At 64.8% G+C, this 26,858-nt stretch carries 30 protein-coding genes; 13 read left to right on the forward strand and 17 right to left on the reverse strand.

Annotated elements, in window-relative coordinates; translation table 11 throughout:
- The first annotated feature begins 49 nt into the window (after positions 1–49).
- The 3 genes from dusB to phoU all read left to right on the forward strand — a co-directional run bounded on the left by dusB (position 50) and on the right by phoU (position 4,467).
- Complete coding sequence (gene dusB, locus B4394_RS23310; protein ID WP_139360407.1) at positions 50–1,225, forward strand: tRNA dihydrouridine synthase DusB; 1,176 nt, start codon at positions 50–52, stop codon at positions 1,223–1,225.
- Between the two features lie 148 nt (positions 1,226–1,373).
- Positions 1,374–3,677: an LCP family protein gene (locus B4394_RS23315; RefSeq protein ID WP_078316417.1), complete on the forward strand. Its 2,304-nt coding sequence runs from the start codon at positions 1,374–1,376 to the stop codon at positions 3,675–3,677.
- 112 nt (positions 3,678–3,789) lie between these two features.
- Complete coding sequence (gene phoU / locus B4394_RS23320) at positions 3,790–4,467, forward strand: phosphate signaling complex protein PhoU (RefSeq protein WP_078312780.1); 678 nt, start codon at positions 3,790–3,792, stop codon at positions 4,465–4,467.
- A 4-nt stretch (positions 4,468–4,471) separates the two neighbouring features.
- Here the strand turns inward: phoU and B4394_RS23325 are convergent, their stop codons facing one another.
- The 7 genes from B4394_RS23325 to B4394_RS23355 all read right to left on the reverse strand — a co-directional run bounded on the left by B4394_RS23325 (position 4,472) and on the right by B4394_RS23355 (position 11,300).
- Complete coding sequence (locus tag B4394_RS23325) at positions 4,472–5,398, reverse strand: NADP-dependent oxidoreductase (protein ID WP_078312779.1); 927 nt, start codon at positions 5,396–5,398, stop codon at positions 4,472–4,474.
- Between the two features lie 39 nt (positions 5,399–5,437).
- Positions 5,438–6,214 (reverse strand): phosphate ABC transporter ATP-binding protein PstB, encoded by a 777-nt coding sequence (pstB, locus tag B4394_RS23330; protein ID WP_078303655.1) that lies wholly within the window; start codon positions 6,212–6,214, stop codon positions 5,438–5,440.
- A 10-nt stretch (positions 6,215–6,224) separates the two neighbouring features.
- Positions 6,225–7,133 (reverse strand): phosphate ABC transporter permease PstA, encoded by a 909-nt coding sequence (gene pstA / locus B4394_RS23335; protein ID WP_078312778.1) that lies wholly within the window; start codon positions 7,131–7,133, stop codon positions 6,225–6,227.
- A complete protein-coding gene (gene pstC, locus B4394_RS23340; RefSeq protein ID WP_078312777.1) occupies positions 7,130–8,194 on the reverse strand; it encodes a phosphate ABC transporter permease subunit PstC in 1,065 nt (354 codons plus the stop codon). The genes pstA and pstC overlap by 4 nt, the downstream gene beginning before the upstream one ends.
- Before the next feature lie 78 nt (positions 8,195–8,272).
- The gene (pstS, locus tag B4394_RS23345) at positions 8,273–9,412 is read right to left on the reverse strand and encodes a phosphate ABC transporter substrate-binding protein PstS (protein ID WP_078312776.1); all 1,140 of its coding nucleotides are present in this window, start codon (positions 9,410–9,412) and stop codon (positions 8,273–8,275) included.
- 167 nt (positions 9,413–9,579) lie between these two features.
- Complete coding sequence (gene mshD / locus B4394_RS23350) at positions 9,580–10,485, reverse strand: mycothiol synthase (protein WP_078316418.1); 906 nt, start codon at positions 10,483–10,485, stop codon at positions 9,580–9,582.
- Positions 10,486–10,505: 20 nt separating this feature from the next.
- The gene (locus tag B4394_RS23355) at positions 10,506–11,300 is read right to left on the reverse strand and encodes a winged helix-turn-helix transcriptional regulator (RefSeq protein WP_078312796.1); all 795 of its coding nucleotides are present in this window, start codon (positions 11,298–11,300) and stop codon (positions 10,506–10,508) included.
- A gap of 110 nt (positions 11,301–11,410) precedes the next feature.
- Here B4394_RS23355 and lmeA point away from each other — a divergent pair, with 110 nt between their 5' ends.
- The 6 genes from lmeA to B4394_RS23380 all read left to right on the forward strand — a co-directional run bounded on the left by lmeA (position 11,411) and on the right by B4394_RS23380 (position 14,490).
- Complete coding sequence (gene lmeA, locus B4394_RS23360) at positions 11,411–12,214, forward strand: mannan chain length control protein LmeA (RefSeq protein WP_078312795.1); 804 nt, start codon at positions 11,411–11,413, stop codon at positions 12,212–12,214.
- A gap of 44 nt (positions 12,215–12,258) precedes the next feature.
- Complete coding sequence (locus tag B4394_RS23365) at positions 12,259–12,678, forward strand: thioredoxin family protein (protein WP_078316419.1); 420 nt, start codon at positions 12,259–12,261, stop codon at positions 12,676–12,678.
- 10 nt (positions 12,679–12,688) lie between these two features.
- On the forward strand, positions 12,689–12,775 hold the full coding sequence (locus tag B4394_RS25970; protein WP_353615267.1) for an Ms5788A family Cys-rich leader peptide: 87 nt from the start codon (positions 12,689–12,691) through the stop codon (positions 12,773–12,775).
- A 69-nt stretch (positions 12,776–12,844) separates the two neighbouring features.
- Positions 12,845–13,318 carry a DUF4395 domain-containing protein gene (locus tag B4394_RS23370; protein ID WP_078312773.1) on the forward strand — a complete coding sequence of 158 codons (474 nt, stop codon included), beginning with the start codon at positions 12,845–12,847 and terminating at the stop codon, positions 13,316–13,318.
- Positions 13,319–13,348: 30 nt separating this feature from the next.
- Positions 13,349–14,182, forward strand: coding sequence for a sulfurtransferase (locus tag B4394_RS23375; RefSeq protein ID WP_046252538.1), 834 nt, complete (start codon positions 13,349–13,351; stop codon positions 14,180–14,182).
- A 2-nt stretch (positions 14,183–14,184) separates the two neighbouring features.
- On the forward strand, positions 14,185–14,490 hold the full coding sequence (locus B4394_RS23380) for a DUF1416 domain-containing protein (protein ID WP_070936675.1): 306 nt from the start codon (positions 14,185–14,187) through the stop codon (positions 14,488–14,490).
- A 91-nt stretch (positions 14,491–14,581) separates the two neighbouring features.
- Here B4394_RS23380 and B4394_RS23385 read toward each other — a convergent pair whose 3' ends face one another.
- The 4 genes from B4394_RS23385 to B4394_RS23400 all read right to left on the reverse strand — a co-directional run bounded on the left by B4394_RS23385 (position 14,582) and on the right by B4394_RS23400 (position 18,258).
- The gene (locus tag B4394_RS23385; RefSeq protein WP_078312794.1) at positions 14,582–15,151 is read right to left on the reverse strand and encodes a hypothetical protein; all 570 of its coding nucleotides are present in this window, start codon (positions 15,149–15,151) and stop codon (positions 14,582–14,584) included.
- Positions 15,152–15,183: 32 nt separating this feature from the next.
- A complete protein-coding gene (locus B4394_RS23390) occupies positions 15,184–15,747 on the reverse strand; it encodes a hypothetical protein (protein ID WP_078312772.1) in 564 nt (187 codons plus the stop codon).
- Between the two features lie 15 nt (positions 15,748–15,762).
- Positions 15,763–16,419, reverse strand: a complete 657-nt coding sequence (locus B4394_RS23395) for an MspA family porin (RefSeq protein ID WP_078316420.1) — start codon at positions 16,417–16,419, stop codon at positions 15,763–15,765.
- 378 nt (positions 16,420–16,797) lie between these two features.
- A complete protein-coding gene (locus B4394_RS23400) occupies positions 16,798–18,258 on the reverse strand; it encodes an ATP-binding protein (protein WP_078316441.1) in 1,461 nt (486 codons plus the stop codon).
- Positions 18,259–18,386: 128 nt separating this feature from the next.
- Between B4394_RS23400 and B4394_RS23405 the strand changes: the two genes are divergently transcribed.
- Positions 18,387–19,040, forward strand: a complete 654-nt coding sequence (locus B4394_RS23405) for a response regulator (RefSeq protein WP_078312770.1) — start codon at positions 18,387–18,389, stop codon at positions 19,038–19,040.
- Between the two features lie 23 nt (positions 19,041–19,063).
- Here B4394_RS23405 and B4394_RS23410 read toward each other — a convergent pair whose 3' ends face one another.
- Both B4394_RS23410 and B4394_RS23415 read right to left on the reverse strand, forming a co-directional pair.
- Positions 19,064–19,369, reverse strand: coding sequence for a hypothetical protein (locus B4394_RS23410; protein ID WP_078312792.1), 306 nt, complete (start codon positions 19,367–19,369; stop codon positions 19,064–19,066).
- Between the two features lie 197 nt (positions 19,370–19,566).
- Positions 19,567–20,091: a hypothetical protein gene (locus B4394_RS23415; RefSeq protein ID WP_502688424.1), complete on the reverse strand. Its 525-nt coding sequence runs from the start codon at positions 20,089–20,091 to the stop codon at positions 19,567–19,569.
- A gap of 197 nt (positions 20,092–20,288) precedes the next feature.
- On the opposite strand from B4394_RS23415, the gene B4394_RS23420 reads away from it, so the two are divergent.
- Positions 20,289–20,906: a heme-binding beta-barrel domain-containing protein gene (locus tag B4394_RS23420; RefSeq protein WP_078312769.1), complete on the forward strand. Its 618-nt coding sequence runs from the start codon at positions 20,289–20,291 to the stop codon at positions 20,904–20,906.
- A gap of 290 nt (positions 20,907–21,196) precedes the next feature.
- On the opposite strand, the gene B4394_RS23425 is transcribed toward B4394_RS23420, so the two are convergent.
- Positions 21,197–22,051: an aminodeoxychorismate lyase gene (locus B4394_RS23425; RefSeq protein WP_078312768.1), complete on the reverse strand. Its 855-nt coding sequence runs from the start codon at positions 22,049–22,051 to the stop codon at positions 21,197–21,199.
- 37 nt (positions 22,052–22,088) lie between these two features.
- Between B4394_RS23425 and ygfZ the strand changes: the two genes are divergently transcribed.
- Positions 22,089–23,183, forward strand: coding sequence for a CAF17-like 4Fe-4S cluster assembly/insertion protein YgfZ (ygfZ, locus tag B4394_RS23430; protein WP_078316421.1), 1,095 nt, complete (start codon positions 22,089–22,091; stop codon positions 23,181–23,183).
- Positions 23,184–23,298: 115 nt separating this feature from the next.
- Positions 23,299–23,478, forward strand: a complete 180-nt coding sequence (locus B4394_RS23435) for a DUF3073 domain-containing protein (protein ID WP_078291719.1) — start codon at positions 23,299–23,301, stop codon at positions 23,476–23,478.
- Positions 23,479–23,503: 25 nt separating this feature from the next.
- On the opposite strand, the gene purM is transcribed toward B4394_RS23435, so the two are convergent.
- Genes purM through B4394_RS23450 form a run of 3 tightly spaced genes read right to left on the reverse strand, consistent with a single transcriptional unit; the run spans position 23,504 to position 26,710 of the window.
- Positions 23,504–24,583, reverse strand: coding sequence for a phosphoribosylformylglycinamidine cyclo-ligase (purM, locus tag B4394_RS23440; RefSeq protein ID WP_078312766.1), 1,080 nt, complete (start codon positions 24,581–24,583; stop codon positions 23,504–23,506).
- 49 nt (positions 24,584–24,632) lie between these two features.
- Positions 24,633–25,706 carry an NAD(P)H-dependent amine dehydrogenase family protein gene (locus B4394_RS23445; protein WP_078316422.1) on the reverse strand — a complete coding sequence of 358 codons (1,074 nt, stop codon included), beginning with the start codon at positions 25,704–25,706 and terminating at the stop codon, positions 24,633–24,635.
- The gene (locus B4394_RS23450) at positions 25,703–26,710 is read right to left on the reverse strand and encodes a 3-ketosteroid-9-alpha-monooxygenase, oxygenase component (protein WP_078312764.1); all 1,008 of its coding nucleotides are present in this window, start codon (positions 26,708–26,710) and stop codon (positions 25,703–25,705) included. The genes B4394_RS23445 and B4394_RS23450 overlap by 4 nt, the downstream gene beginning before the upstream one ends.
- Positions 26,711–26,858: the final 148 nt, after the last annotated feature.

A 26,858-nucleotide genomic window follows, 5' to 3' on the forward strand; every position in this document is an offset into this window, starting at 1 on the left:
CGCCGCCAAGGCCGCCAGGGAAGCGGTCAGTGTCTAATCGACTGACATCGTGACCGCATCCGTCGACCTTCCGAAGGCCCGATCCCGCGAACTGCGGATCGGGTCTTTGGTATTGCCGAGCCCCGTCGTGCTCGCTCCGATGGCAGGTGTCACCAACGTGGCGTTCCGGACGCTATGCCGGGAGCTGGAGCTGGCCACTACGGGCACCGTGAGCGGACTGTATGTCTGCGAGATGGTGACCGCGCGGGCCCTCGCCGAACGGCACCCCGTCACGCTGCACATGACCACCTTCTCCCCCGAAGAATCGCCACGGTCGCTACAACTCTATTCGGTCGATCCGGAAACGACCTACCGCGCCGCCAAGATGGTGGTGGACGAGAATCTCGCCGACCACATCGACATGAACTTCGGTTGTCCGGTCCCCAAGGTCACCCGAAATGGCGGGGGCGCAGCGCTTCCCTACAAGCGGCGGCTGTTCGGTCAGATCGTCTCCGCCGCCGTGCGCGCCACCGAAGGCACCGACATACCGGTAACGGTCAAGTTCCGCGTCGGCATCGACGACGACCACCACACGCACCTGGACGCCGGCGCCATCGCCGAGGCCGAGGGGGCCGCCGCGGTCGCGCTACACGCCCGCACTGCCTCGCAGCGCTACTCGGGCGCCGCCGACTGGAACCAGATAGCCGCGCTCAAGAACCACGTGACAACCATTCCCGTCCTCGGAAACGGCGATATCTTCGATGCCGCCGACGCGGTCGTCATGATGGAACAAACGGGCTGCGACGGCGTCGTCATTGGTCGCGGATGTCTTGGCCGCCCCTGGCTCTTCGCGGAGCTGAGTGCCGTTTTCAACGGTCAGACGATTCCAGTGCCACCAAATCTCGGTCAGGTCACGGACATCATGCGGCGTCACGCGGTGTTGCTCGTCGATCATTTCGGGGAGGACAAGGCGTTGCGCGATATGCGCAAGCACATCGCCTGGTATCTGCACGGCTTCCCCGCCGGTGGAGATCTCCGGCGCGCGCTAGCACTCGTCAGCACCCTCGCCGAGCTGGACACCCTGCTCAATCAGCTGGATCCCGCCGCGCCCTTCCCCGAGGGCGGAAACGGCCCCCGGGGCCGCCAGGGGTCACCGGGCAAGGTGTCGCTGCCCGAGGGCTGGCTCAACGACCCCGACGATTGCACGGTTCCCTCGGCGGCCGACGTCATGCACTCTGGCGGGTGACGTGGGGTCACATCTCGGTCACTGGGCATGGTGATCTGCGGCAATGCTCAGTAGCATGTGACGACGACCGCGCCCCGGGCACGGCGTTATGTGCTGCCGGTGTGCCGTGTACTTGCAACTGTCCAGACGTTTTTAAGCGAGGTTGAACATGGGTGATGGCCCCAACGCCACTCCTGCCCAACCGCGCGCGTACGGCGCGGCCCCATGGGAACGCGCCGTCGAACCCGTTGGCAGTCATCCTGACATCGACGTGGCACCGGAACCATCCAACACACCGTGGACGCCACCACCAGCGCTGAATCATTCGCTGCCCGATCCCACCGACGACGAGTGGACCCGGCGGTTGGAGACGGCACACACGGTGCGCGAGCCGCAGCCCGCGGCGCCAGCTCCCCGACCCGCACCGAGGCAGGCCGCACAACCTCCCAGGACCGCTACCAACGGACCCAAGCCCGGCCCGGCACCGGAGGAGCCGCCCGCACCGTCGGCACACGAAACCGGCTCGCACTCACTGTCGGTGGCCGAGCTCCTGGCCCGTGAGGGCGCCGGCGGCGGGCGCCGATCCCGGCGGCACGCGCGATCGGAACCCGAGGACCGCGCCGAGGAGCCCGCTCCCACGGCGTTCGCCGACGAAAGCCATACCGACGTCCTCCCCCAGGTGCGACAGGACGCACCCGACCTCGATCGCTATTCCACCGAGCCGGTCGACGAGCACGCGGACTTTGTCGACTACCCGGATGACGCCCCCCTCTACGACAAGGCCGCCGCGCGCCGCGTACGGGCGTCGAATCTGGACGACAACATCGACACCCGCGCCATCCCCATCCGCGTGGGGAATCCGGAAGCCTTTGTCCAGGAACCCGAATCCAAGCGCTCGCGGCGCCCCATCTACCTCGGGCGCTCCATCGCCGCCGTCGTCGCGGTGTGCTCCCTCACCGTCACCGGCGGCGCCTGGCAGTGGAGCAACGTCAAGAACAACAGACTCAACCGCGTCGAGGCCCTGGACCCCAACTCCCACGACATCCGCGATCCCAACGCTCAGTACGGCGACGAGAACTTCCTCATCATCGGCGTCGACACCCGCGCGGGTGCCAATAGCAACATGGGCGCCGGAGACACCTCCGATGCCGAAGGCACGCGTTCGGACACCATGATGTTGGTCAACATCCCAGCGAACCGTAAGCGGGTCGCGGTCGTGTCCTTCCCCCGTGATCTGGCGATCCAGCCGACGCTCTGCGAAGTGTGGAACGAGGACACCCGGTCCTACGGACCCGATAAGGCCTACACCGAAACCAAACTCAACTCGGCGTTCGCATTTGGCGGTCCCAAGTGTCTGGTCAAGGTCATTCAGAAGATCTCGGGCCTGAACATCAACCGCTTCCTCGGGGTGGACTTCGCCGGGTTCTCCAAGATGGTCGACGCGCTCGGCGGGGTCGAGGTGTGCACGCCCACGCCGATCGAGGACTACGAGCTGGGCACCGTGCTGGAAAACGCTGGGCGCCAAACGATCGACGGACATACGGCCCTGCAGTACGTGCGTGCCCGTCAGGTCACCACCGAATACAACGGTGACTACGGACGCATCAAGCGGCAGCAGTTGTTCCTGTCGTCTCTGCTGCGTTCGATGATCTCGCACAACACCTTCTTCTCGTTGAGCAAGCTCAACAATGTGGTGAACACCTTCATCGACGACTCCTACGTCGACAACATCAGGACGAAAGACCTTGTGGACCTTGGTCAATCACTGCAAGACGTGAAGGCCGGCCGTATCACCTTCCTGACGGTGCCAACCGATGGCACCGACTCCGAGGGCAACGAGACGCCACGCACCACAGATATCCGAAAGATCTTCGACGCCATCATCAATGACGATCCGTTGCCTGGCGAACTGCAGCCCGACGGCACCCGCGTCCCCATGCCCGGCACCACCACCCAGGACACCACCTTGGCGTCCAGTGAGCACGGAGCCGCCACCGAACTCGGCGAAACATCCATGGCCACACCAACTCCCGCCGCTACGCCAAGTGAGCAGATTGATCTGGTCACCACCGAGCCCAGCGAGATCAACGTGCACGTGTCCAACAGCACGGGCCAGTCGGGCCTGGCAGCATCGGCCGCCAGCCAGCTGTCTCAGTACGGATTCGGCATCACCACCACCGACGACTATCCGTCCGCGCTGCCCACCACCACGGTCTTCTTCTCCCCGGGGCACGAGCAGCAGGCCGCGACGGTCGCCGCCTCATTCGGCGGAGCCAAGCTCCAGCGGATCAACGGAGCCCAGAACTCCGTGCGCGTGGTCCTCGGCAGTGACTACGCGTCCACCGCCAACTTGCAGGCTCCGCCCGTCGCCGGATCGAGCGTTCCGCTGCAGCTTTCCTCGGGCGCGATGGCTCCCGCCGAACTCCCCATGGATCTGACGGTCGTCAATGCCGGCGACGCTACCTGCGGATAGTCCGTCTATTTAGACGCTGATCGCAGTTTCTTCGACGGAACCTGTAGTGGCATTCACTCGGCGTTCACGCCAGAGCCATGACTCGACGACGACGGGTCCGTAGGCTTGATCCATGCGTACCGCGTTTCAGGAGCAGCTGTCCTCATTATCGGCACAGCTCGGGGAGATGTGTGGGTTGGCCGGAGCCGCCATGGAGCGGGCCACTCGTGCATTGCTACAGGCCGATCTCGTCCTTGCCGAGCAGGTCATCTCGGACCACGAGCAGATCACCGCGATGAGCGCCGCCGCCGAAGAGAATGCCTTCGCCATCTTGGCCCTGCAGGCTCCGGTGGCCGGCGACCTTCGCGAGGTCGTCAGCAGCATCCAGATTGTCGCGGACGTGGACCGAATGGGCGCCCTGGCCCTGCACGTCGCCAAGATCGCCCGGCGTCGTCATCCGCAGCACGCACTGCCCGAAGAGGTCAACGGATACTTCGCCGAGATGGGCCGAGTCGCAGTCGATTTGGGCAACAGTGCGCAGGAGGTGCTGCTGACCCGCGATCCGGAGAAGGCCGCCCGTATCAATGAAGAAGACGATGCGATGGACGACCTGCACCGGCATCTGTTCACCGTGCTGATGGACCGCGAGTGGAAGCACGGAGTGGCTGCCGCCGTCGACGTGACCCTGCTGGGCCGCTTCTACGAGCGCTTCGCCGATCACGCGGTGGAGGTCGCCCGACGAGTCATCTTCCAGGTGACCGGCAGCCTGCCGCCGGAGGGACAGGGCCACGACCACCTGACGTCGCTCTAAGCGGCTAAGGCACCAGCACGATCTTCCCGCGGGTGTGCTGCTGTTCGAGCAGCTCGTACGCACTGCGCACGTCATCCAGCGGGAACGTATGCGCGACAATCACATCCAGCTTTTTGTCGACAATCAGTGCGGCCAGCTCGGCGAGCACCTGCGCCGAGGCGCCTTCGGCGTTTCCCACACTTTGCACGCCGTATCGCTCGATTGCCGCGAAGTCGATGATGGTGTCGATTCGCCGCAGCTCCACTCCAAGCTCATTGAGCGCCAGCTCCACGTAGCCTCCGCCGAAGAGGTCGAGGAAGGCATCGACCCGCCCGTCGGGCGCTGCTGCCTTGATGCGGTCTGCCAATCCCTCGCCGTAGTTGACCGGGATGACGCCATGCGCGGTGAGCCACTCATCGTTACCCGGCCCCGCGATACCGATCACGGTCGCACCAGCGGCCTTGGCGAGCTGTACGGCAATGGTGCCCACTCCCCCCGCCGCGCCGGAGACGGCGACCACATCACCCGGGGCCAAATCAACCGAGCCGACCGCTGCATACGCGGTGCTACCCGCGACGAAGAGGCTGCCCGCCACCTCCCATGACAGACTCTCGGGCTTGGTGACCAGCTGGCTGGCCGGAACGACGACGAACTCCGCGTGACTGGCCCGATCATCGGTATAGCCGAACACCTCGTCCCCTGGCGCAAAACGCGCCACGCTGTGGCCGACTTCCACTACAACGCCTGCCAGGTCGCTGCCCTGCCCGGAGGGGAAGGTCGCCGGGAACCTGTCGTGCAACACTCCGGTGCGGATCTTCGCCTCGCCGGGGTTGATCCCCGCGGCGCGCACCTGCACGAGGACCTCATCGAGCCCGGGAACCGGGCGCGGCACGTCACGCACCTGCAGGACGTCGATACCGCCGTACTGATCGAACTGCACTGCCTTGGTCATGCCGACTATGACAGTTGCACGACCCGAGGTATTCCTGGATCAGCCGAAGCGGCCGGAGATGTAGTCCTCGGTGGCCTTCTGGCTCGGGTTGGAGAAGATGCGCTCGGTGTCGTCGATCTCCACGAGCATGCCCGGCTTACCGGCGGCCTCCAGGTTGAAGAACGCGGTCTGATCGCTGACGCGCGCGGCTTGCTGCATGTTGTGCGTGACGATAACGATGGTGAACTCCTGCTTGAGCTCGGAGATCAAGTCCTCGATGGCCAGCGTGGAGATGGGGTCCAAGGCTGAGCACGGCTCGTCCATCAACAGCACGTCCGGCTGCACCGCGATGGCCCTGGCGATGCAGAGACGCTGCTGCTGACCGCCGGAGAGCCCGCCACCGGGACGGTCAAGACGATCCTTGACCTCGTTCCACAGGTTGGCACCCTGCAGCGAACGCTCGGCCACCTCGTCAAGGGTCTTCTTGCTGCGCACACCCTGCAACCGCAGTCCGGCTACCACATTGTCACGAATCGACATGGTGGGGAACGGGTTTGGCCGCTGGAACACCATGCCGATGGTCTTACGCACCGATACCGGGTCTATCCCGGCGCCGTAGATGTCGGCACCGTCGAGCAGCACCGAACCCTCGACACGAGCACCGGGTGTCACCTCATGCATCCGGTTGAGGGTGCGCAGCACGGTCGACTTACCGCAACCGGACGGGCCGATGAAGGCCGTCACGCTGCGAGGCGGAACCGACAGCGCGACATCCTGAACGGCGTGGAACTTGCCGTAAAAGATGTTGACGTCCTTGAGATCGAGGCGCTTGGCCATAACTACCTTCCTAGACCTTTTTCGGTGCGAAGAAACGCGAAATGAGCTTGGCGATTATGTTGAGAATCGCCACCAACAAGATGAGGGTGAGAGCGGCGCCCCAGAGGCGTGACTCCGCAAGCCCCACCACGGAACCGCTGCGCTGGTCGAGCATCATGCCCGGCAGCGAGGCCATCTCCCCGCCGAACATGTCGTAGTTGATCAGCTTGCTGTAACCGACGAGTACCAGCAGCGGTGCGGTTTCGCCCATGACACGGGCCAGGGCCAGCATCACACCGGTAACCACACCCGAGAGTGCGGTGGGCAGCACGATGCGCGCGATGGTCTTCCACTTGGGCACACCCAGCGCGAAAGAGGCCTCGCGCAGATCGTTCGGGACGATCTTGAGCATTTCCTCCGAGGAACGCACCACCACCGGAATCATCAACAGCACCAAGGCAAGCGAGACCGCGAGGCCCGACCTCGGCAGTCCGAGCGTGGCCACCCACAGGGCGTAGATGAAGAGCGCGGCCACAATGGACGGCACGCCGGTCAGGATGTCGACCATGAAGGTGGTGAGCTTGGCCAGCCGGGAGTTGGCGCCGTACTCGACGAGGTAGATGGCCACGAAGATGCCGATGGGTACCGAGATGATCGCGCAGAACAGGCCTTGAAACAGTGTGCCGACGATGGCGTGATACGCGCCGCCGCCCTCGATCCGGTTGGTCATCATGTTCTGCGATTTGAACCACCAGTCCGCGCTGGTGATGGCACCGAATCCGCGATCGAACACGGTGTACAGCACCCAAACCAGCGGAATCAGAGCGATCAGCACGGCGGCCGAGACAAGCACCGTGGCAAGGGCGTTGGTGGCCTTGCGCCTAGCCGAGAGCGGATGGAAGGCAGGCTCCTTCACGGGCCTGTCAAGTGTCGCGGTCATGCCCGGCCCCTTCCGCCGACGACGGCACGGGCCGCCGAGTTCACCAGGAATGTCAGCACGAACAGCACCAGTCCGGCCGCGATGTACGCCCCGGCCTCCAATTCGTTGTTGAATTCCGACGCGTTGGAAGCGATATGGGTCGCGAAGGTGCTTCCACTGTCGAAGAGCGACCAGCCGAATGCCACCGAGGTACCCGACAAGATCAACATCAGCGCAATGGTCTCGCCCAGTGCGCGACCGAGCCCCAGCATGGAACCACTGATATATCCGGAGGTGCCGAACGGAATGATGGTGGTACGCACCACTTCCCATTTGGTGGCGCCCAAGGCGAGCGCTGCCTCGATCTGGCCCTTTGGGGTCTGAATGAAGACCTCTCGAGTGACGGCCGCGATGATCGGCAGGATCATCACCGCCAGCACAATGCCGCCGGTGAACAGATTGCCGCCGCCTCCGATGTTCACGGGGCTGTCAGCAAAAAGCGGTATGAAGCCGAGGTTTCTGTTGAGCCACAGCGCAACCGGCGCGATCGCCGGCGCCAGCACATAGATGCCCCACAAGCCGTAGACGATGGACGGCACCGCGGCCAGCAGGTCGATGACATAGGACAGCGGCCCACGAACCCGCGCCGGCGCGTACTCGGTGAGATAGATCGCGATACCAAGGGCCACCGGCATGGCGAGCAAGAGCGCGAAGACCGAGACGAAGACGGTGACCTGGAACAGATCGAGGACACCGAATTGCATGTGTGCCGTGTCGTCGGTGCGCCACGGACCGTTGTAGAGGAAGAAGTTCGCGTCGTCGTTGTTCAGCGCCGGAACAGCGCGCAGGATCAGGAATACGGCCACCAGACCGATGAGCGCGACAACGAACACACCCGACCCAGTAGCGAGTCCGGAGAAGATGCGGTCGCCTGGACGGCTGACCGTGTTGGTGGACTTAGCGGGTGGCTGATGGTCGCCCTCGTCGCTCATGGGTTGTGACTTCTCCTCGAAGACCGATCCGTCAAGATCCGCCGGACGGGCTACCCCCACGGGATCGATCCCGCTGGTCTGGCTGCTCATTGAACTCGCTGTCTGTGTCGTTGATGGTACGTCCCCACCCGGGTCGCCTGAGCTCACCGGGTGGGGACGAATCAGCTGCTAGGAGAGCGCCTTGATGGCCGTCTCCAGACGGGACTTGAACTGCGTGGGCAGCGGGGCGTAGCCCACATCGGCCAGACCCTTCTGTCCCTGGTTCACCGCAACCGTCAGGAACGACTTCACCGCGGCGGCGACTTCGGGGTCCTTGTAACCCTTGGAGCAGACGATCTCGTACGTGGCCAGCACGATCGGGTAAGCGCCGGCGGTCTTGGTGCCGTAGATCGAGGCCAGGTCCAGCTTGAGGTCATTACCCTCGCCCGCGAACTTGGCGGTCTCCACTGAGGCGGCGGCGGTCTCGGGGGTCAGCGCGACCGCGCCGGCACCGCTGTCGATCTGGGCATACGGCATCTTGAGGTCGTCGGCGTAGCCCTTCTCCACATAGGTGATGGCACCGGGCAGAGCCTTGACCTTCTCGGCTACACCCGAGGACTTCTCGGCGCTCTCACCGGCGCCGCCTTCCCAGCTGCCGCTGCTGCCCTTGGTCCAGCTCTCCGCGGCGGCGGTGGTCAGGTACTTGCCGAAGTTCTCGCTGGTGCCGGACTTGTCCTTGCGGTACACCGGGGTGACCTTGGTGTCCGGCAGTGTCGCGCCCGGGTTGAGCGCGGCGATCGCCGGGTCGTTCCAGGCGGTGATGGCACCGGTGAAGATCTTGGCCGCGGTGTCCGCGTTCAGGACCAGCTTGTCAACGCCGGGGATGTTGTACGCCAAGGCAATTGGGCCGAAGACGACGGGCAGGTTCCATGCCTCGTTGCCTGCGCAGCGCTCCTTTGCCTTGCCCGCCTCTTCCTCGGACAGCGCCGAGTCGGAGCCGCCGATGTCGACCTGTCCGGCGATGAAGTTGTCGCGTCCCTTGCCCGAGCCCGTGGGGTTGTAGTTGATCGACTTTCCGGAGCACGCGGTCGAGTACTCGTTGGCGAAGATGTCGAAGGCGTTCTTCTGGGCCGACGAGCCCTCGGCACTCAGCTTGGCCTTGCCCGCACAGTCGCCCGAGCCGGAAGCAGCGCCGGAGGCACTGGACGAGGAACCTCCGGTGGTGTTGTCGCTACCGCAGGCGGCGAGGCCGGCGGTCAGAGCGACTGCGGCGGCCGCCGCGAAGATCGTGGTGCCAGTGCTTTTAAGATTCACGGCCTTGAGGTTCACGGCTCTCGCTTTCTCGCATGAGTGATCGGAAGTCAGGTGATGGGGATGGATCTTCTACGCGCACCCCGGAAACTAAAGGCAGTCAATGGACGGGCACCCGACCGCAGGTGAACGGAAAGTGAACTCACAGACTTGACAGTCCGGTCGTTATCGCAGGTAAACGCCTATCAGGCCCGACCGTAGGCGGCATCGGTCAGGGAAACCTCGAATCCCAGCCGCTCATAGGTCCGCAGGGCGGCGCTGTTATCAGACTCGACGTACAGCAACACGGTGCTCAATCCGGTGTCAGCCAGATGCTGGAGCCCCACCAACGTCAGCAGGTGACCCAATCCCCGGCCCTGCGCGGCGGGGTCGACCCCCACGACATACACCTCACCCACCCCTGGCTTGTCCAAATGCTTTTTGGTCCAGTGGAACCCGAGAAGATCGCCGGTCTGCGCGTCATGCGCGAGGAACACTCCACTCGGATCAAACCAGGGTTCGGCGAACCGGCCGGACAGATCGTCCTGCGTCCAGCCTCCTTGTTCCGGATGCCACGAGAACGCGGCGTTGTTGACGCGAAGTAGATCCGAATCATCTTGCGGCCCAGCATAATGCCGGATCACAACACTGGGGTCGGCCGAGACGGTGGGCAGATCTGACAGGGGGCGACGCATCTGGTGGAGTCGCCGCACCGCGACCAGCCCCAGCTTGGCGGCCAACGCCTTGGCCTCGGGCAGGTCGCCGTGTGCCCAAACGCGGGTGCCCTCGCCACCCTCCCGGAGGGCTTCCCGGATCATCGCCGAACCGATTCCGCGGCGACGCAGCGCCGGCGCGACCACCAATTCGGCCATCGCCGTGGCATTCTCACGAGCATCCGCGTCGCCAGTGCTGTCGTCCGGCAACACCAAGTTGAGGTACGCCGCCACGTCGTCGCCGTCCTCGGCGACCAGGTGCTTGGCTGCGGTTCCACGCAGCTCTCGCAGCACCTGTTCTCCCACCGGGGCGACACCATCGGCGCGGGTGGCCCCGACAATCAACTCGCGTATCTGTAGTTGACGCTGATCATCGAGAAGCGGGACCCATTCGGTCATACCGTCACGCTAGTCGTGATTCAGCCGGCGTTGCGTGCCCCTGGTTCGGCGACGATGTCGTCGTCGCCGATCTCGTCGTCCACATCGTCATCAACGTCGGTGACCGCGACACCGGCACTCTCGGATGCGCCGGAGTCGCCCTTCGCACGCGGCGGCCGGACCGCCTTGTAACCGACGTTGCGCACGGTGCCGATGAGCGATTCGTACTCGCCGCCCAGCTTCGCGCGTAGACGCCGCACGTGGACATCCACGGTGCGGGTGCCGCCGAAGAAGTCGTATCCCCACACCTCTTGAAGCAGCTGCGCCCTGGTGAACACCCGGCCGGCGTGCTGCGCCAAATACTTGAGCAGCTCGAACTCTTTGTAGGTGAGGTCCAGCGGGCGGCCACGCAATCGCGCGGTGTAGGTGCCCTCGTCGATGACCAGTTCGCCGAGCACGACCTTGCTGGCGTTCTCCACGTTGACCGCACCCGCCCGGCGCCCGACCAGCAGGCGTAGCCGTGCGTCGATCTCGGCGGGGCCGGTGCCGGGCAGCAGGATGTCGTCCAGGCCCCAATCGACGTTGACCGCCACCAGGCTGCCCTCGTTGACCACGGCGACCACCGGAACCGACGATCCGGCAGCTCCCAGCAGTCTGCACAGTCCGCGCGCGGAAGCCAGATCGGTGCGCGCGTCAACGATCGCGATGTCGGCAGAGCCCGCCTCCAGCAGCGAGGACACCTCGCTGGGCACCGGTCGCACGGTATGGGCGAGCAGCGACAGAGACGGCAGCACCGCATCGGGATTTGGGTCAGCGGTCAGCAGCAACAGGTCCAACGAGCCCTCCAACACCCGGGTGCTTCGGTCTCCAGGTGTTCCATAATGTACCCCGCCACCTGCTGGTAAGCCCGGCCGAGAACCTCGGACGCGCGGCGGTACGCCAGAATATGCAGATGCGCAAACCCCTGATCGCCACTATCGCGGCGGTATGTGCACTGGCAATCGCGGCCACCAGCACCGATTTCGGATGTGCGATCTACGCCGAATACCGGCTGTCCCGGACCCTGCGTGCCGAAGCGAACCTGAGCTCCGATCCGTCCGTGGCGATCCTGGTTTTCCCGTTCATTCCCCAGGCTCTGGCGCACCGATACAAGGAAGTGGAGATCAAGGCGCACGGCGTCGACCACGCCGAAACGGGCAAGGCAACGCTGGAAGGCACCTTGCACGGCATCGACATCTCCCAGGCGTCCTGGCTGATCCGTCCGGACTCTCCGTTGCGGGTGGACCGGGTGGAGAGCCGAATCATCATCGACTCCAACCACCTCGGCCGATTCATGGGAATCAACGATCTTGCCGTCGAACCCCCGCCGAAGGAACAGAACGACGCCACCGGAGGCACCACCGAATCCGGCATCTCCACGGGAACCGGCCTGCTGTTCACCGGAACGCCGAAGACGGGAGAATTTCAGCACAAGGTGACCGTGTCGGTTGACGTCTCGGTCGGCGGACCGGCCAAGACAGATCTGCAATTTGTCGCCACATCGATAGTGACGGGCCCCGGGACGGCCGACCGCGATGTGCCCGAGGACCAGCAGGCGGGCGTGTTCGCCGCGTTCACCAAGGTCGTCCCGCGGCAGAAGCTCCCCTTCGCTATCGAACCAACAACGGTCGGCGCACGTGGATCAGATGTGATCATCGAAGGTATCGCCAAGGGAGTAACGATCTCCCTGGACGCGTTCAAACAGTCATGACGTCAGGTTTGTCCGCTCTTCAGGAGAGCGGCTCATCGCCCTTTGTGACCGCGGTCATCGTGATCGCGGTCGCGCTGCTGGCGTCGAGCCTCATCGCAGTCGCCATCAAGAGCAAGGCCGGCAAGCTCCGCGAAGGCCCCGGTGGAGCCGAGGAGGTCCAGGCCCCACCCGGCATCGAACTCTCCGCGACCGGACCGACGATCGTGCACTTCAGCGCGGTGTGGTGTGGGCCGTGCGCATCGGTCCGCCGAGTCGTCGACCAGGTCTCGGCTGACCGGCCCGAGGTGGCACATATAGAGGTCGACATCGATGCCAATCCCGACGCCGCACGGGCCCTCTCGGTGCTGTCGCTGCCGACAACCTTCATCTTCGATGCCACCGGACGGCAGGCTTATCGAGTCTCCGGAGTGCCCAAGGCCGCCGACCTGCGCACTGCGCTGCAGGGCATGACGCAGCCGGGGTAAACTCGTCGCCGTGCAAGCCCGCCTTGAGCCGATGCTCACCAAACGACGCGCCGTCGATCTGTGCCGCGTCGCGGGCTGCTGCTGTTGTTGCTGCTAATAGCGGCCACCTTCGAGTGTGCCGTACCTGGTGTAGCCATATCCGCCACCCTTAGGAGCACAACAACCCATGACCACTGCCAACACACCGCCCGTAATCAGTCAGGTTGACGTTCGCGGTCCCCGCTTCGTCGCCTGGGTCACCACCACAGTTCTCATCATCACCCTGGCGGTGTCTGCCGTATCGCCGGTAGCGGCCGCCGTGATCCTGGGACTTCAAGCGGTGGTGTTCGCAATCGGCGCGCTGCTGGGGCCGCACCGCGCCCCCTACGGAACGATCTTCCGGACTCTGATCCAGCCCAGGCTGAGCCCGGTCACCGAACGCGAGCCCATCCCGCCGCTGCAGTTCGCCCAGCTGCTGGGCTTCACCTTCGCCGCGGTCGGAACCATCGGGTTCGCCACCGGCGTCACATTGCTCGGCCAGATCGCGACGGCCTTCGCTCTTGGCGCCGCCTTCCTCAACGCGGCCTTCGGCATCTGCCTGGGCTGCCAGCTGTACCCCCTCGTTACCCGTTTTCGCCGCACACAACCGTCGGCTCAGTAACCCGACAAAACCACCGGAAGGAACCGCTGCATGGCACGCTCTGACGTACTGGTCTCCGCCCAATGGGCGCAAGACAACCTTTCCGCCCCCAACACGGTGTTCGTGGAGGTGGACGAGGACACCAGCGCGTACGACGTCGGCCACATCGAGGGCGCCGTCAGGCTGGACTGGAAGACCGATCTCCAGGATGCGGTCAAGCGCGACTTCGTTGACCAGCAGCAGTTCTCGAAGCTGCTGTCCGACAAGGGCATCGGTAATGACGACACCGTCGTCCTCTACGGCGGTAACAACAACTGGTTCGCTGCGTACGCCTACTGGTACTTCAAGCTGTATGGACACCAGGACGTGAAGCTGCTCGACGGCGGCCGCAAGAAGTGGGAGCTGGACGGCCGCGCGCTGTCCACCGACACCGTCTCTCGTCCCGCGACGTCCTACCAGGCCGCCGCTCCGGATAACTCGATCCGTGCCTTCCGCGACGAGGTGATCGCCGCCATCGGTGCCAAGAACCTGGTCGACGTGCGTTCGCCCGACGAGTTCTCGGGCAAGATTCTGGCTCCCGCGCACCTGCCGCAGGAGCAGAGCCAGCGCCCCGGACACGTCCCCGGCGCCATCAACGTCCCGTGGAGCAAGGCGGCCAACGAAGACGGCACCTTCAAGTCGGATGAAGAGCTCGCCAAGCTCTACGCCGACGCGGGGCTGGACGGTGAAAAGGAAACCATCGCGTACTGCCGCATCGGTGAGCGTTCCTCGCACACCTGGTTCGTGTTGCAGGAGCTCCTGGGACACCAGAACGTGACGAACTACGACGGCAGTTGGACCGAATACGGCTCTCTGGTGGGAGCCCCGATCGAGTTGGGAAGCTAGTTATGTGCAGTGCACCGAAGCAGGGCCTGGCCATTCCGGCGGGCGTTGACGTGGAGAAGGAAACCGTGATCACCGGCCGCGTGGTCGATGGCAACGGTCAGACGGTGGGCGGTGCCTTTGTGCGCCTGCTGGATTCCTCCGATGAGTTCACCGCCGAGGTGGTGGCGTCTGCGACCGGCGACTTCCGGTTCTTCGCCGCACCGGGCGACTGGACGCTGCGGGCGTTGTCCTCCGCCGGGAACGGCACGGCCACGGTGAGCCCCACCGGTGCCGGCATCCACGAGGTCGACATCAAGATCGAGGCCTAGCCTCTTCTTTCGCTGCGAAGGCACTCAGGTACGTATTCAGCCCGAATCACGTACCTGAGTGCCTTTTCGCGTCGCTAGGCGCCGTGGCAGTTCAGTTCGCCGTATCCGGTGCGGCGACGGGGCTGCGCACTGGCTGCCTGGCCTCCAGCCCGGGCATGGGCTGCTCGGGTCCACTCCCAGCGGGGGACGGATCCTCCAGCCCAGTCGATTGCCCGGTGGCAGGGTTTTGCCGGCCGATCGCGGACGTCGCACCCGGCATCACACCGCCGGCCGCATCGGGCACCGCGGTCTCCTGCATGGGCGAAGCGGTCCGCACACCGAAGACCTGCCCGCGCGGACCAGCCTCTTGTGGCTTCACGACGACATGCTTCAACTGGACGCCGAGACGATCGTCGGGCAGGCCGATATGGGACGACTCCGGGTCCGCGTTGGTCATGGCCCCGACACCACCCGCATCCAGGACCCGGGGCGGCGGGGTCAGAGAGAAGACGGTCTGAAACCCGTACGCGCCGGGGAAGTAGCCGATGTAGCCCGGCGGGCTGTAGATCTGCCCTGTCGGGTCACCCGGCACCGAGGGGTCCGCCGCTGCGCTCGGCGGCCCAAGAAGAGCCGTAGGTAGCACCGCGACGATCACGGCCGCTCGTGTGAGGTGTGCTCTCATGTTGTGGATCCTCTGTGTGTGGATGCGGCGCGTCACTTCGACAAGGTGGGACCCGTATCGGGGCCGCTGTTCACGGAGCTCGGCCCGACGGTCCCGTTGGCATTCGGCTGCAGGGATTCACCGCCGAGGGGCAGCCGTCTCGGGGTGCCGGCATAGGGATCTTCGAGGCCACCACCGGGACTGCCCACCGGCATCGTGTAGCCGGGTGTGACGCCACCGGCGGGGTCGGGTGCGCCGGTCGCCTCCATCTGCGACTCGGGCCGCACTCCGAAGGCGTTGCCCACCATCGAACGCCGTTGCGGTTCGACACCGAGTTGCGAGCCGGGAAGCCCGAACTCGGCCGATTGGGAGTCGGTGTTGCTCATCGCTGCTACGCCGGCCGTGTCCAGGACGCGCCGGGGCCGCATCCAGAAGCCCAGGATCCAGGTGTACGCACCGGGTTGATGGCCGATCCGGCCGGGCATGTTGTGGTACGGAAGGCCGTCATAGCCAGGAGGCGGGCCCGGCGGGACGGGGTCCGCGGATGCGTTCGGCGCCAGGAAGATGCCTGCGCCGCAGAGAATCGCGAGTCCTCCCGCGATCATGCGTGATGCCATGGCGTATCTCCTTGCTCAGATCTTGGTGGGTTCGCCGTAGATGGCGTAGGAGGAATGTGCCCCCGTCGTCGAGATCCGCAAGTACGCGTACGACCGGATGGTGACATCGCCCCCGCAGGCGTCCGCCTTGACGTGCAGATTGGTGACGTCGAGTGTTGCGCGCCCCGACTTATCGAGCCCCATGTTCGACATCGGGAGATCGACGATCACGCCGGGTTCGAGGACCGTCTGCGCGTATCCGGTAAGACCGCCACCCACTGATCCACCGACGGAGCTGCTCGATCCGAGGCTTCCGGTTCCGCTCACACCGCCGGACGCCGCGCCGCCGAACTGAAGGCCGCTGGACACGTCGGATTGACATCCGAGCTGATAGCCCATGATGAACAGGCTGTCCATGATCGCCCCCTGCCCGCCCTCGGCCCTGGCCGAGGCATACAGGGACACGAAGGCCTCGCGCGAGTTCGACGCGTTGGCGAGGTTGGGTATCGAGTTGACTACCTCGTTGTAGCTGTTCAGATGGATGTGCCAGCCGTCCGGTGTCACCTGATCCAGGTCCTCTGGCAGCATGGTTACCGGTTCCGCGAATGCCGCGGGCGCTTCTGTCACTGCCATACCGCAGAGCACCGCCACAATGCAGGCGGTACGGGCGAATCGATCAAACATTCCTGCCATGTGAGCCTTTCGAATGGTCCTTGAATATCGCCGTTCTGTCTTACGGAAAGGTGCCGCTTGCCTTTCACGGGCATTTATCGACCGATATCGACAACATCACCCCTGAACAGGAAATAACGCTAAATTTCTGCGAATTGCGTGGCACCGCAACAATTTCTCCAGCCGTCACTTCTGCCCGATACAGCCCTTCGCAACTGAACGGAGCTCATCTAGCTAGAGAGCCGTTAACGCCGCCTCGAATCGTGGTTAACGGGGACTAAACGCGGAATTTGGTATGGCTGCCCGCCATGAGGCAGGTGTGGTTTCCCCCCATGCGAACAGAATTTCGGGCGGAATTACCCGAGAATTACCTGTGGGTGAGGGACGACGGCGGCCTCATCAGAGGATCGGAATGGAAACGTCCAGAGACGTGCCGCGCCCTACGGGGCTGGAAACGGTCAATGTGCCGCCCAGCGCCTCGACTCTGTCGGTCAACCCCACGAGTCCCGAACCCTTGCGGGGATTGGCCCCACCCACGCCGTCATCGCGGATAGCCATGCAGAGGTGCGGCCCGCTACATCGCACCGACACCTGCACCTGACTCGCCGCGGAGTGCTTGGCGGCGTTGGCGAGTGCCTCCGCCAACACGTAGTACGCGGCCATCTCGACCGACTCGGCGATGGCGCCGTCGACGTTCACCTCGATGGCGACCGGCACGGCCGAGCGCCGTGCCAGCGTGCACAACGCGGGCCGCAAGCCGCTGGACAGAATCGCCGGGTGAACACCGCGCGAGAATTCCTGAAGGTCCTCGGTGACACCGATCAACCCGGTACTCAGCTCCGCGAGCTGGTTGGCCAGATCCGGGAAACCGGATGGCAACTCCGCGGTCACCATGCCGAGGCGCAGACGCAGCGACGCTAGGCGCTGCTGTACGCCGTCGTGCAGATCGCGCTCCAGACGTCGACGTGCCTCGTCGGCAGCTGTCACGATCCGCGCGCGGGAGGCCGTGAGCTCTTCTCGCGTATGGGCGTTCGCGATCGCGGTGGCGGCCAGGTCGGCGAAATCGTTGACGGGTGCGGCCGCAAGGCTTTCCCCCCGCAGAACGGCCGCTCCCCACATGCTCCCACCGACACGGATCGGGCTGCACACGCTGACACCGAATCCCATCGCCTCTCCGGGCGGCACGCCGTCGTCCAACACGAACTGGGTTCCCGGGGTGTGGCCCATTCCCACCTCACCGGATGCTGCGACGATGGCGACGGTGTTGCCTGCCTCGTACCGCACCAGAATCGCGGTGTCGGCGTGTAGGCAATGGACCATCTCGTCGACCAACGCCGTGAACACGTCCGACGGCGGCACCGCACGCGCGACCAGAGTCGCTATCCGGCGTAGTCCAGCCTGTTGCTCGGCGATCGCGGCCGCCTCCCGACGGCGCGCCTCGACCTCGTTGGTGCGGGCACGGGCCAGGCTCGCCAGCCCGTTGGCGACCAGCGCGGCAACCAGGAAAATCACGTGCACCACGCCGTTCTGCAGCTCGACCGACAGCACATGACCGTTCGGCCAATCGCGTACGTAGTCGAATGTGATGGCGCTGGCGATGGAGGTGAGCACCGCGAGCCGAAGCCCCCAGATCGCCGATACGACCAAAATGCCGAGAAGATAAATGGTGCCCATGCGCTCGGTCGGCGCGATCTGCCGCAGTAGCAGCGCCGCAACGGTTTCGGAAACGAGAAAGGCCGCCGCGACCAGGATTCCCAGTGTGGCCGACGGTGGTGTGCCCGGCCGGAAGGGCAACGTCAGCCATCCCCACAATCTGGGTGACGATGCGCCGCGTCCGTTGTTGACCGACTCGCCGGCCATCGTCGACGGCCCCAGCGGCAGCGTTGAGATAGTGGGGGTCACGTCTGGAAACTTCCTTACCTCCGGGACCCAGATGCGTCCCGCCTCTTCGAATATAGCCACGCAGGCTGCGCGGCTACTCTGGCGCTGTGGCCGCCCTGCGCGTGGTAATCGCCGACGACGACGTACTCCTTCGTGAAGGGATCGCCAGCCTTCTCGATCGTTCGAATTTCGAGGTTGTCGGCCAGGCGGGCGACGCCGTCGACCTGATGGGTTTGGTCAGGAGCCAACGGCCTGACCTCGTCGTCACGGATATCCGGATGCCGCCGACGCACGCCACGGAAGGACTTGAGGCTGCCCGGGCAATACACAAGGAGTTCCCCGAAATCGGAGTGCTGGTCCTTTCCGCACATGTGGAAGTGGAGTACGCGATCGAGCTCGTGTCCACCGGGGGCGGACGGGGCTACCTCCTCAAGAGCCGTATCGGCGATGTCGCGGAGTTCCTCGATGCGCTGAACCGGATCGCCGGAGGGGCCGCGGTACTGGACCCGGCCCTTGTCAGAGAGCTGGTGGTGACGCGCCGCAACGACCATCCGATGGACGCCCTGAGTCAGCGGGAACGCGAGGTGCTGGGGGTGATGGCCGAGGGTTTGTCGAATGCCGGCATCGCCCGCAGGCTGTGGATCACCGAGAGCACGGTCGAAAAGCACGTCCACAATGTGATGACGAAGTTGAATCTCACCGAAACCGATGAGTACCACCGCCGGGTGCTCGCGGTGATCACCTTCCTGGCGGGTACCTGACCCGAGCTCGACGCGCGTTACGACTACGACGCCGTGTTCCCGCAGACGACGCCGGGATTCTCACATTCGGGCCCGGTGGTGTCGGGCAACTGCACCCATTCGGGTTGACCGCGCTGACTTTGAACCTGGTCGGGGTACCAGATTCCCGTACGGCAGATCACGCCCCTATCCATGCACTGCGGCCCGGTGCCATCGGGATGGTCAACCCAGCCACCGGCGCTGTCGCGCGGCTGCTGCGCCTCCGTGGGCGCCATGCCGCCGTCCAGCCATTCACCGTCGTGGTTCGGCGACGGCACCGGAGTGGGCTTGTCGGGTGCCGCAGACGCCATACCCGGTGTCGCCACCACGAGCGCGAGGCCGACAAGCCCCACACCGATTCCCCGGAGTACTGACTTTGATTGCCACACAGTTAATTTCCTATCCACGACGCCTCACTCGGCAATCGTCCCGTGTGCGCCAACCACTGGCATCCAGACGGACACCCAAAGTTCATGGGGGCCTCCCCCCAAAAGATCGGAAGCTCGCGCTAGTAGGACCAGCTGCCGGAGGGCTGCACGACGAACCCGTGCTCGCCGTAGTGCCGGTCCGGTGGATCCGGGGTGTCCTTGGCCCAGGAGTCGGGCTTCTTGGCCCGGCAGGCCAGCGCCTCCTCGGTGAGGACCGCACAGACCACGCCATTGCCGGGCGCGATCTTGGACCCGGTAGGCAAGAGCGGATACGGGTGATCGTCGGGTGTCTGTGCGTACTGCGCGATCAGCCCTGGCTTTGTCAGGGACACCGTCACCGAGTTCATCTGCTGGCCGGCACCCACGATTCGTCCGGTGCATGACACACCGAGATCGGCGATCATGTTGCTCTGGCATCTGAGGCCGCCGGGCGTGCTGAACACCCAGCCCGACATGCTCGGATGCGCACCGATCACCCGATATTCATCGAGGTCGACCGCCGGATAGGAGTCAACGTCCGGAAACTTCGGCGGTTGCGCATTCGCTGTAGGCGTCGCGACAAGCCCGACAGATGCCACGAAAGGTGCTAAAAACGCAGATAACAATCGTCTTCGCAAGATCGTCACACCCTTCCATCGCGGTAGCTGAACCCGACGTTACCCGGCGAGTTGTGGGTCACACCGTTATCCCAGGTAAGCTCCCATTCCGTGGTGCTCTTCTTCGAGATCATGTTGGTGGCCGCGGTGCTCGTCATCACCTGGTTCGCGCTGTACGCGCTGTACCGGCTGATCACCGACGAGTCGTGACGGAACCAGATCCGACCGCCGCCGAGCAGCGGCCATCGGTGGGCCGGAACCTTCCCACCTTTCAAGACCTCCCCATCCCTGCCGATACCGCGAACCTGCGCGAAGGCGCGGACCTGCATGAGGCGATGCTCGCGCTGCTGCCCCTGGTAGGAGTGTGGCGCGGCGAGGGCGAAGGCCGGGATGCCGACGGCGACTACCGCTTCGGACAGCAGATCATCGTCGCGCATGACGGCAGCGACTACCTCACGTGGGATTCGCGATCGTGGCGGCTGGACGCCGACGGGCAGTTCGAGCGGCTGACCTTGCGCGAGAGCGGGTTTTGGCGGTTCGCTCCTGATCCGGACGATCCAGACGAAGAGCAGGCCATCGAGCTGGTGCTGGCCCACGCCGCGGGGTTTGTCGAGCTGTTCTACGGCCATCCCCGCAACGCCTCATCCTGGGAGTTGGTCACCGATGCGCTGGCCCGGAGCAAGTCCGGCGCGCTGATCGGCGGAGCCAAACGTCTGTATGGGATCGTCGACGGCGGTGACCTGGCCTACGTCGAGGAGCGGGTGGGGGCCGACGGCGGCCTGACACCGCATCTATCGGCGCGGCTGTCACGATTCGCGGGCTAGACCTCCCGCGCCTGTCGCCCCTAGCCGGGCATGTCGGTGAGACTTTCCGGCCGTCCCCAAAAAAAAGGGGGCGGCCCCCGAACCATTCGGCTCGATCGGACTCATCGAGGGTTCGGGGGCCGGGTGGCTGCCGTGGATTTGCCCACTGCAGCGCATGGCTGCAACTAGCGGGCAGCCACCTCACATGTCCAATACGTAATCAATGTTCGGACCACCTCCTTCCTTGTGTACCGACGACGGTACGACGCAAGAGAGTGCGCGACAACCGATTTATTCTCCGCCGAGCAGAACTAGAGCGCGATGGCCTTGTCGACCAACTCGGGCAACCGCACCGCCAGCGGCCCCGCCGGACGGTTGGCACCGTCGAGCGTGCGCACCCGGGCCGCGAGAGTGATACTGGCCAACATCCAAACATCCTGGGCAACAACGAGATCAGCGGGTCTCACGGCCTCGTACCGGCACGGGATGCCCTCGGCCGCGGCCACCTCGAAGAGCGCCCGCTGCGTGGTTCCGTGCAGAATCCCATGCTCCGGGAACGGGGTGATCAGTGCGTCGCCGGTGTCCACGATGACCGTCGATCGGGGCCCCTCAAGCACGAACCCATCCGAACTGACGAAGATGACGTCTTGAGCCCCTTGAGTTTCGGCATATCGCAGGGCGGACATGTTGATCGCGTAGGACAGCGTCTTTGCCCCCGATAGCAGCCAGGGCAGCGGTTCGGCGGGCCGCGCGGGCAGTCCGCGATCCAGGGTGATCACCGAGACGCCGTCACGCCGCGCCACCAACGATCGTTCCGGAACCGGCGCGATGGTCAGATATGCCGTTGCGCCCCCGCCGCTTTCGCGTCCACGGGTGAAGACGAGCCGCAGCATCGCATCGTCGGTCGATATCGAGTTCCATTGCCGCACACCGACCTCGACGGCCGCACGCCAGGCAGGCCGGTCGGGCTCGGCCAGATCCATTGACGCGGCAGATGCGGCCATCCGATCCAGGTGCGCGTCCAGCTTGCAGACCGTTCCGCCGCGCACCAGCAGCGTCTCGAACGCGCCATCTCCGCGAACAGCGGCAAGCTCGTCGGCATACAACAGCGGCACCGAGGGGTCATGCACTTCACCGTCGAGTGTGACCAGCACCGCTACCGCCATGGGCAATGAGATTAGCGGCCGTAGAGTTGGAAACATCATGACGGCCATCTACGTACCTGAAGGTAACCCCGACGCCGGCGCGGTGTGGCACTACGGCGACCCCCTCGGCGAGCAGCGCGCGGCCCTGACCGGTGCCGTCCTCATCGATCGGTCAACACGCCCCGTCATCGCCCTGTCCGGCACCGAGCGGCTGAGCTGGCTGCACACCATCTCGAGCCAGCACGTCACCGGCCTACGGGACGGCGAAACGCGAGAAAACCTCAGCCTCGACGGGCAGGGACGTGTCGAAGACCACTGGGTACAAACCGATCTGGACGGCATTACCTACCTGGACACCGAGCCATGGCGGGGCCAGGCCCTTAAGGACTTCCTCGCCAAGATGGTGTTCTGGGCGAAGGTGGAGGTCTCGTCGTCCGATCTGAAGGTCTTGACCCTGCTGGGACCGGACAGCGTCAACCTCGCCGGAAAGCTGGGGATCGCAACGCTCCCTGAACTCGACCGCGCGGTCGCCCTGCCCGGCGGCGGCCTCATCAGGCGTATGCCGTGGCCGCTCCCCGATGCGACGTTCGACCTCCTGGTTCCCCCGGGACACGACCTGGCAGACCGGCTGGGGGTACGCCCCGCCGGTCTCTGGGCGTTCGAGGCACTCCGGATCGCGGCCGCGCGCCCACGGCTGACCCTGGATACCGACGAGCGGACCATCCCGCATGAGGTGGCATGGATCGCGGTCGACGACGATCCCCGGGCGGTGCACCTGGAAAAGGGCTGCTACCGCGGACAGGAGACGGTGGCCCGGGTACACAATCTGGGCAAGCCACCGCGGGTGCTGGTGTTGCTACATCTCGATGGCTCTGCCGATCGGCCGTCCACGGGCGACGAGGTGGCGGCGGGCGGCCGTTCCGTCGGCCGGGTGGGCTCGGTGGTCGACCATGTTGACCTGGGCCCGATAGCCCTGGCCCTACTCAAACGCTCGGTCGTCGACGCCCTCGCACACGGCGATACGACGCCCCTCACAGCAGGGCCGTCACCAGCCGCTATCGACCTCGATCTACTGCCCGACCTGCAGGGTGAGCAGCGAGGACGCGAGGCGATCAACCGTCTGCGACAAGGGCCCGGTCAACCGGGTGGTTAGGGCGTGCAGCAGTTGGTGGATCGGCACGCTAAACTATCGTCAGGATCGATAAAAACACTCCACCGGAGCCGCCCTGAAATTGGGCCGCTCCGCTATTGCGCGAGGGGGTTCCCCCATGGGCCGCGGCCGGGCAAAGGCAAAGCAGACCAAGGTTGCTCGCGAGCTGAAATACAGCTCTCCTAACACGGATCTCGAGCAGCTCCGCCGTGAACTCTCCGGCGCTCCGTCATCTCAGCCGGATGACGACCGCACCAGCGACCGCTGGACCGAAGACGAGGACGCCTGGCGCCGCTGACAGCGACCAGGCACGGCACCTCTCCCTAGAATCTTGGGTGCTGGCCCACCAGCACGGCATTCTCGCTGCCCGAATCCTTGGCTGACTTCTTGATGGCGCCAAGGGTCCAGCAGTCGATGTGCCGTGCGGTCAGGACCGCGAGCGCCCTGTCGACATCTTCGGGTGCGACGACGGCGACCATGCCGACTCCCATGTTGAAGGTCTTTTCCATCTCGGCACGCTCGATGCGGCCGCGCTGGGCGATCATCGCGAAGATCGGGCCGGGGGTCCAACTACCGCGGTCCAGCTCGGCGACCAATCCATCGGGGATCACGCGGGCGAGGTTGCCTGCGAGGCCTCCACCGGTGACGTGGCAGAAGGTCCGCACCTCGGTCTCGGCGGCCAGCGCCAGACAGTCCTTGGCGTAGATGCGCGTGGGCTCGAGGAGCTCCTCACCAAGAGTGCGACCGAACTCCTCGACCTGTCCGAACAGGTCCATCCGGTCGATTTCCAGCAGCACATGCCGCGCCAGCGAGTATCCGTTGGAATGCAGCCCCGAGGACCTCATCGCGATCACGACATCGCCCGGGCGCACCCGGTCCGGTCCTAGTACCCGATCTGCTTCCACGATGCCGACACCCGTGGCGGACAGGTCGAAGTCATCGGGAGCCATCAGACCCGGATGTTCTGCGGTCTCGCCGCCGAGCAGCGCGCAGCCCGCGATGGCACAACCCTCGGCGATGCCGGCGACCAGCTCACTGACGCGCTCGGGCACCACCTTGCCGACGGCAATGTAGTCCTGCAGGAAGAGCGGCTCGGCGCCGCACACGACCAGGTCGTCGACGACCATGGCCACCAGATCGAGGCCCACGGTGTCGCGTTTGTCCATGGCCTGCGCCACGGCGATCTTGGTGCCCACGCCGTCGGTGGAGGCCGCGAGCACCGGCTCGCGGTATCCGCCCTTGAGGGCGAACAGCCCGGCGAAGCCGCCGATACCGCCCAACACCTCGGGGCGATGCGTCTTGGCGACGGATTTCTTGAACAGCTCGACCGCCCGGTCGCCGGCTTCGATATCCACCCCGGCCGCGGCGTACGAGTTACTGGGTTTGTCGGCTCGCTCGCTCATAACGGGCCTTAGGCTACCCGTCCCGGCTGGCAGCGGTGTCCGCACAGCCCTACTTGAACCGCCCCGCGAATCCGCGCAGTGGCAGGTCGGCCGAGGTGAGGATGCCCGGCGGGGCATCGATGACGCTCCGGATGGCATTGAGCGCGGGCAGACCCGTGACGGTCATCCCGACGGACGCGAAGGCGGCGGGGTCGGAGAAGTCGGTGCCGGGCCTGGGAATGACCATGTGCTTGCTGTAGACACAGGGATCGCCCTGGATTTTCGTGATGTAGCAGCCCTTGACGTTCCAGTGCGGCTGAGTCTTCGGGGTCATCTGCCATTCAACATGCACCTCCACCTTGGGTACCCCATCTACGATCCCTTGGTACTTCAGATAGTTGGCGCCCAGGGAGCCCTTGGGCAACCGGTACCACCCGAGGTCGATGTCCTCGGTACAGGCCCCCAGCTCATAGGAGAACGTGACGTCGTCGAGTTCCAGGCCGAAGCAGTCGGCCATCAGATACACCCCGTCGGCGAAGACACGGGTGCCCTTCTCCAGGAGCGCCGGGATCTCCGGGTCCGCTACGGGGCGCCCGTATCCGACCATCTCCCAGGAGTCCACCGAATGGTGGCAGGACACATCCACCGATTCGATGACGGTCACGTTCTCGATCTCGGCGACGTCGCAGGAGTGGACGACGCCCAGGATCTGCGTCAGACCCGGATTCATCCCGGTGCCGTAAAAGGTGGATCCACCCCGTTCACACGCGGCCTGCAAGACCTCAGTGGTGGGTCGGCCCGAGGGATGCGGGTGGTTCTGGTTGCGATGGTGCCCCGTGATCCAGTCGGCGGTGGTCACGATGTCGATGCCCGCCTCGAGCACCTTCACGTAGAGATCTTCGTCGGGGAACACACCGTGGAAGGTCAGCACATCAGGCCTGGCGGCGATGATCTCCTCGACAGTGCCGGTGGCGATAACTCCGTTGGGTTCCAGCCCCACGAGCTCGCCGGCGTCCCGGCCGATCTTTTCTCTTGAGTAGCAATGTAATCCGGCCAACTCCAGATCGGGATGCTGGGCGATACGCTTGATCATCTCGGTGCCGACATTTCCGGTCGCCACCTGAAAAACCCTGATTCCACTCATGCTCGGACTTCCTCCGGATAGAACTGGGTCGCCCATTTCCGTAGGGCGATAAAGCCTTCGTATTCGGCCCGCACCAGGGCGGGCGGGTCTGAGTACCGCTGGTGCGACCAGATGTGGATGTCGGCGAGGAACTGGTCGATAATGGCCTGCGCGAAGGTCTTTGCGGTCTGGGATGGCTCATTGGTCTCGCCAGGGCCGTCCCCCGGTGGTCGTCCGATGAAGACGGTGAATCGGACATCGCAGGTCTGGTCGTCGACCGGGGTCACCGCGGACACGGTGCGGTTGTCGATCATCCCCCAGCTCTTGGTGACGGCAACTCCTAAGCCGCCGTTGATGGCCTGCACTCCGCTCCTCATATCCTCAGCCGACATGCCCGGTATCTCGTCGAAGGCAATGGTGAAATCGACATAGGAGATGGGCTCCTCGAACTCCTGCCGGGTGAACGTCGGGATGAACGGCGTTTTATGCACGTACTTGAAATGCGCGAAATCGACCCCATTTTCGAGCACATACTGCGGATGCAGTTGCAGCCGTTCCCGATACAGGGTGCTGTACGGATATCCCGGGTAGTAATCCTGGGCGCTGCTGCCATCTGCGAATCCGGTAAAGACGTCCGGGACATCGAAGTACGGCTCGCGGCCATCGACGTCATGCCAGATGTAGACCGCCTCGTTGCGTTCCACTACCGGATAACTTCGAATACGCCGCAATGGATTTGGACGCTTCTCGTAGGGGATGCACACGTTCTTGCCCTCACGGTTCCATTCCCAGCCATGGAAGGGGCAGACGATGCGATCGCCCTCAACGTGCCCGCCGTGCCCGAGGTGCGCACCGAGATGCTCGCAGTAGGCATCCATGACGGCGAGCTCACCCGACTGCGCGCGCCAGGCCACCATCTCACACCCGAAGTAGGTCATCCGATGCACAGCGCCGACCGCGATCTCCGCGGACCAGGCAACCTGGAACCACCCCGTGGGCTTCATCGACAACGGCGGCTTCGGCATCGGAACCTCCTTACGCGGTGACAGTAATCCAATCCATCGACTTTTCACAGATACTTCTATGACAAATCTTGGACCGCTAACATCACTGAAATGAGCGAAGTGGTGGCCACCGGACGACGAGCTAATCGTCGCGGCCTGGCGACCCGCG

It is taken from the genome of Mycobacterium sp. D16Q16 (assembly GCF_002013745.1).
GTDB lineage: Bacteria > Actinomycetota > Actinomycetes > Mycobacteriales > Mycobacteriaceae > Mycobacterium.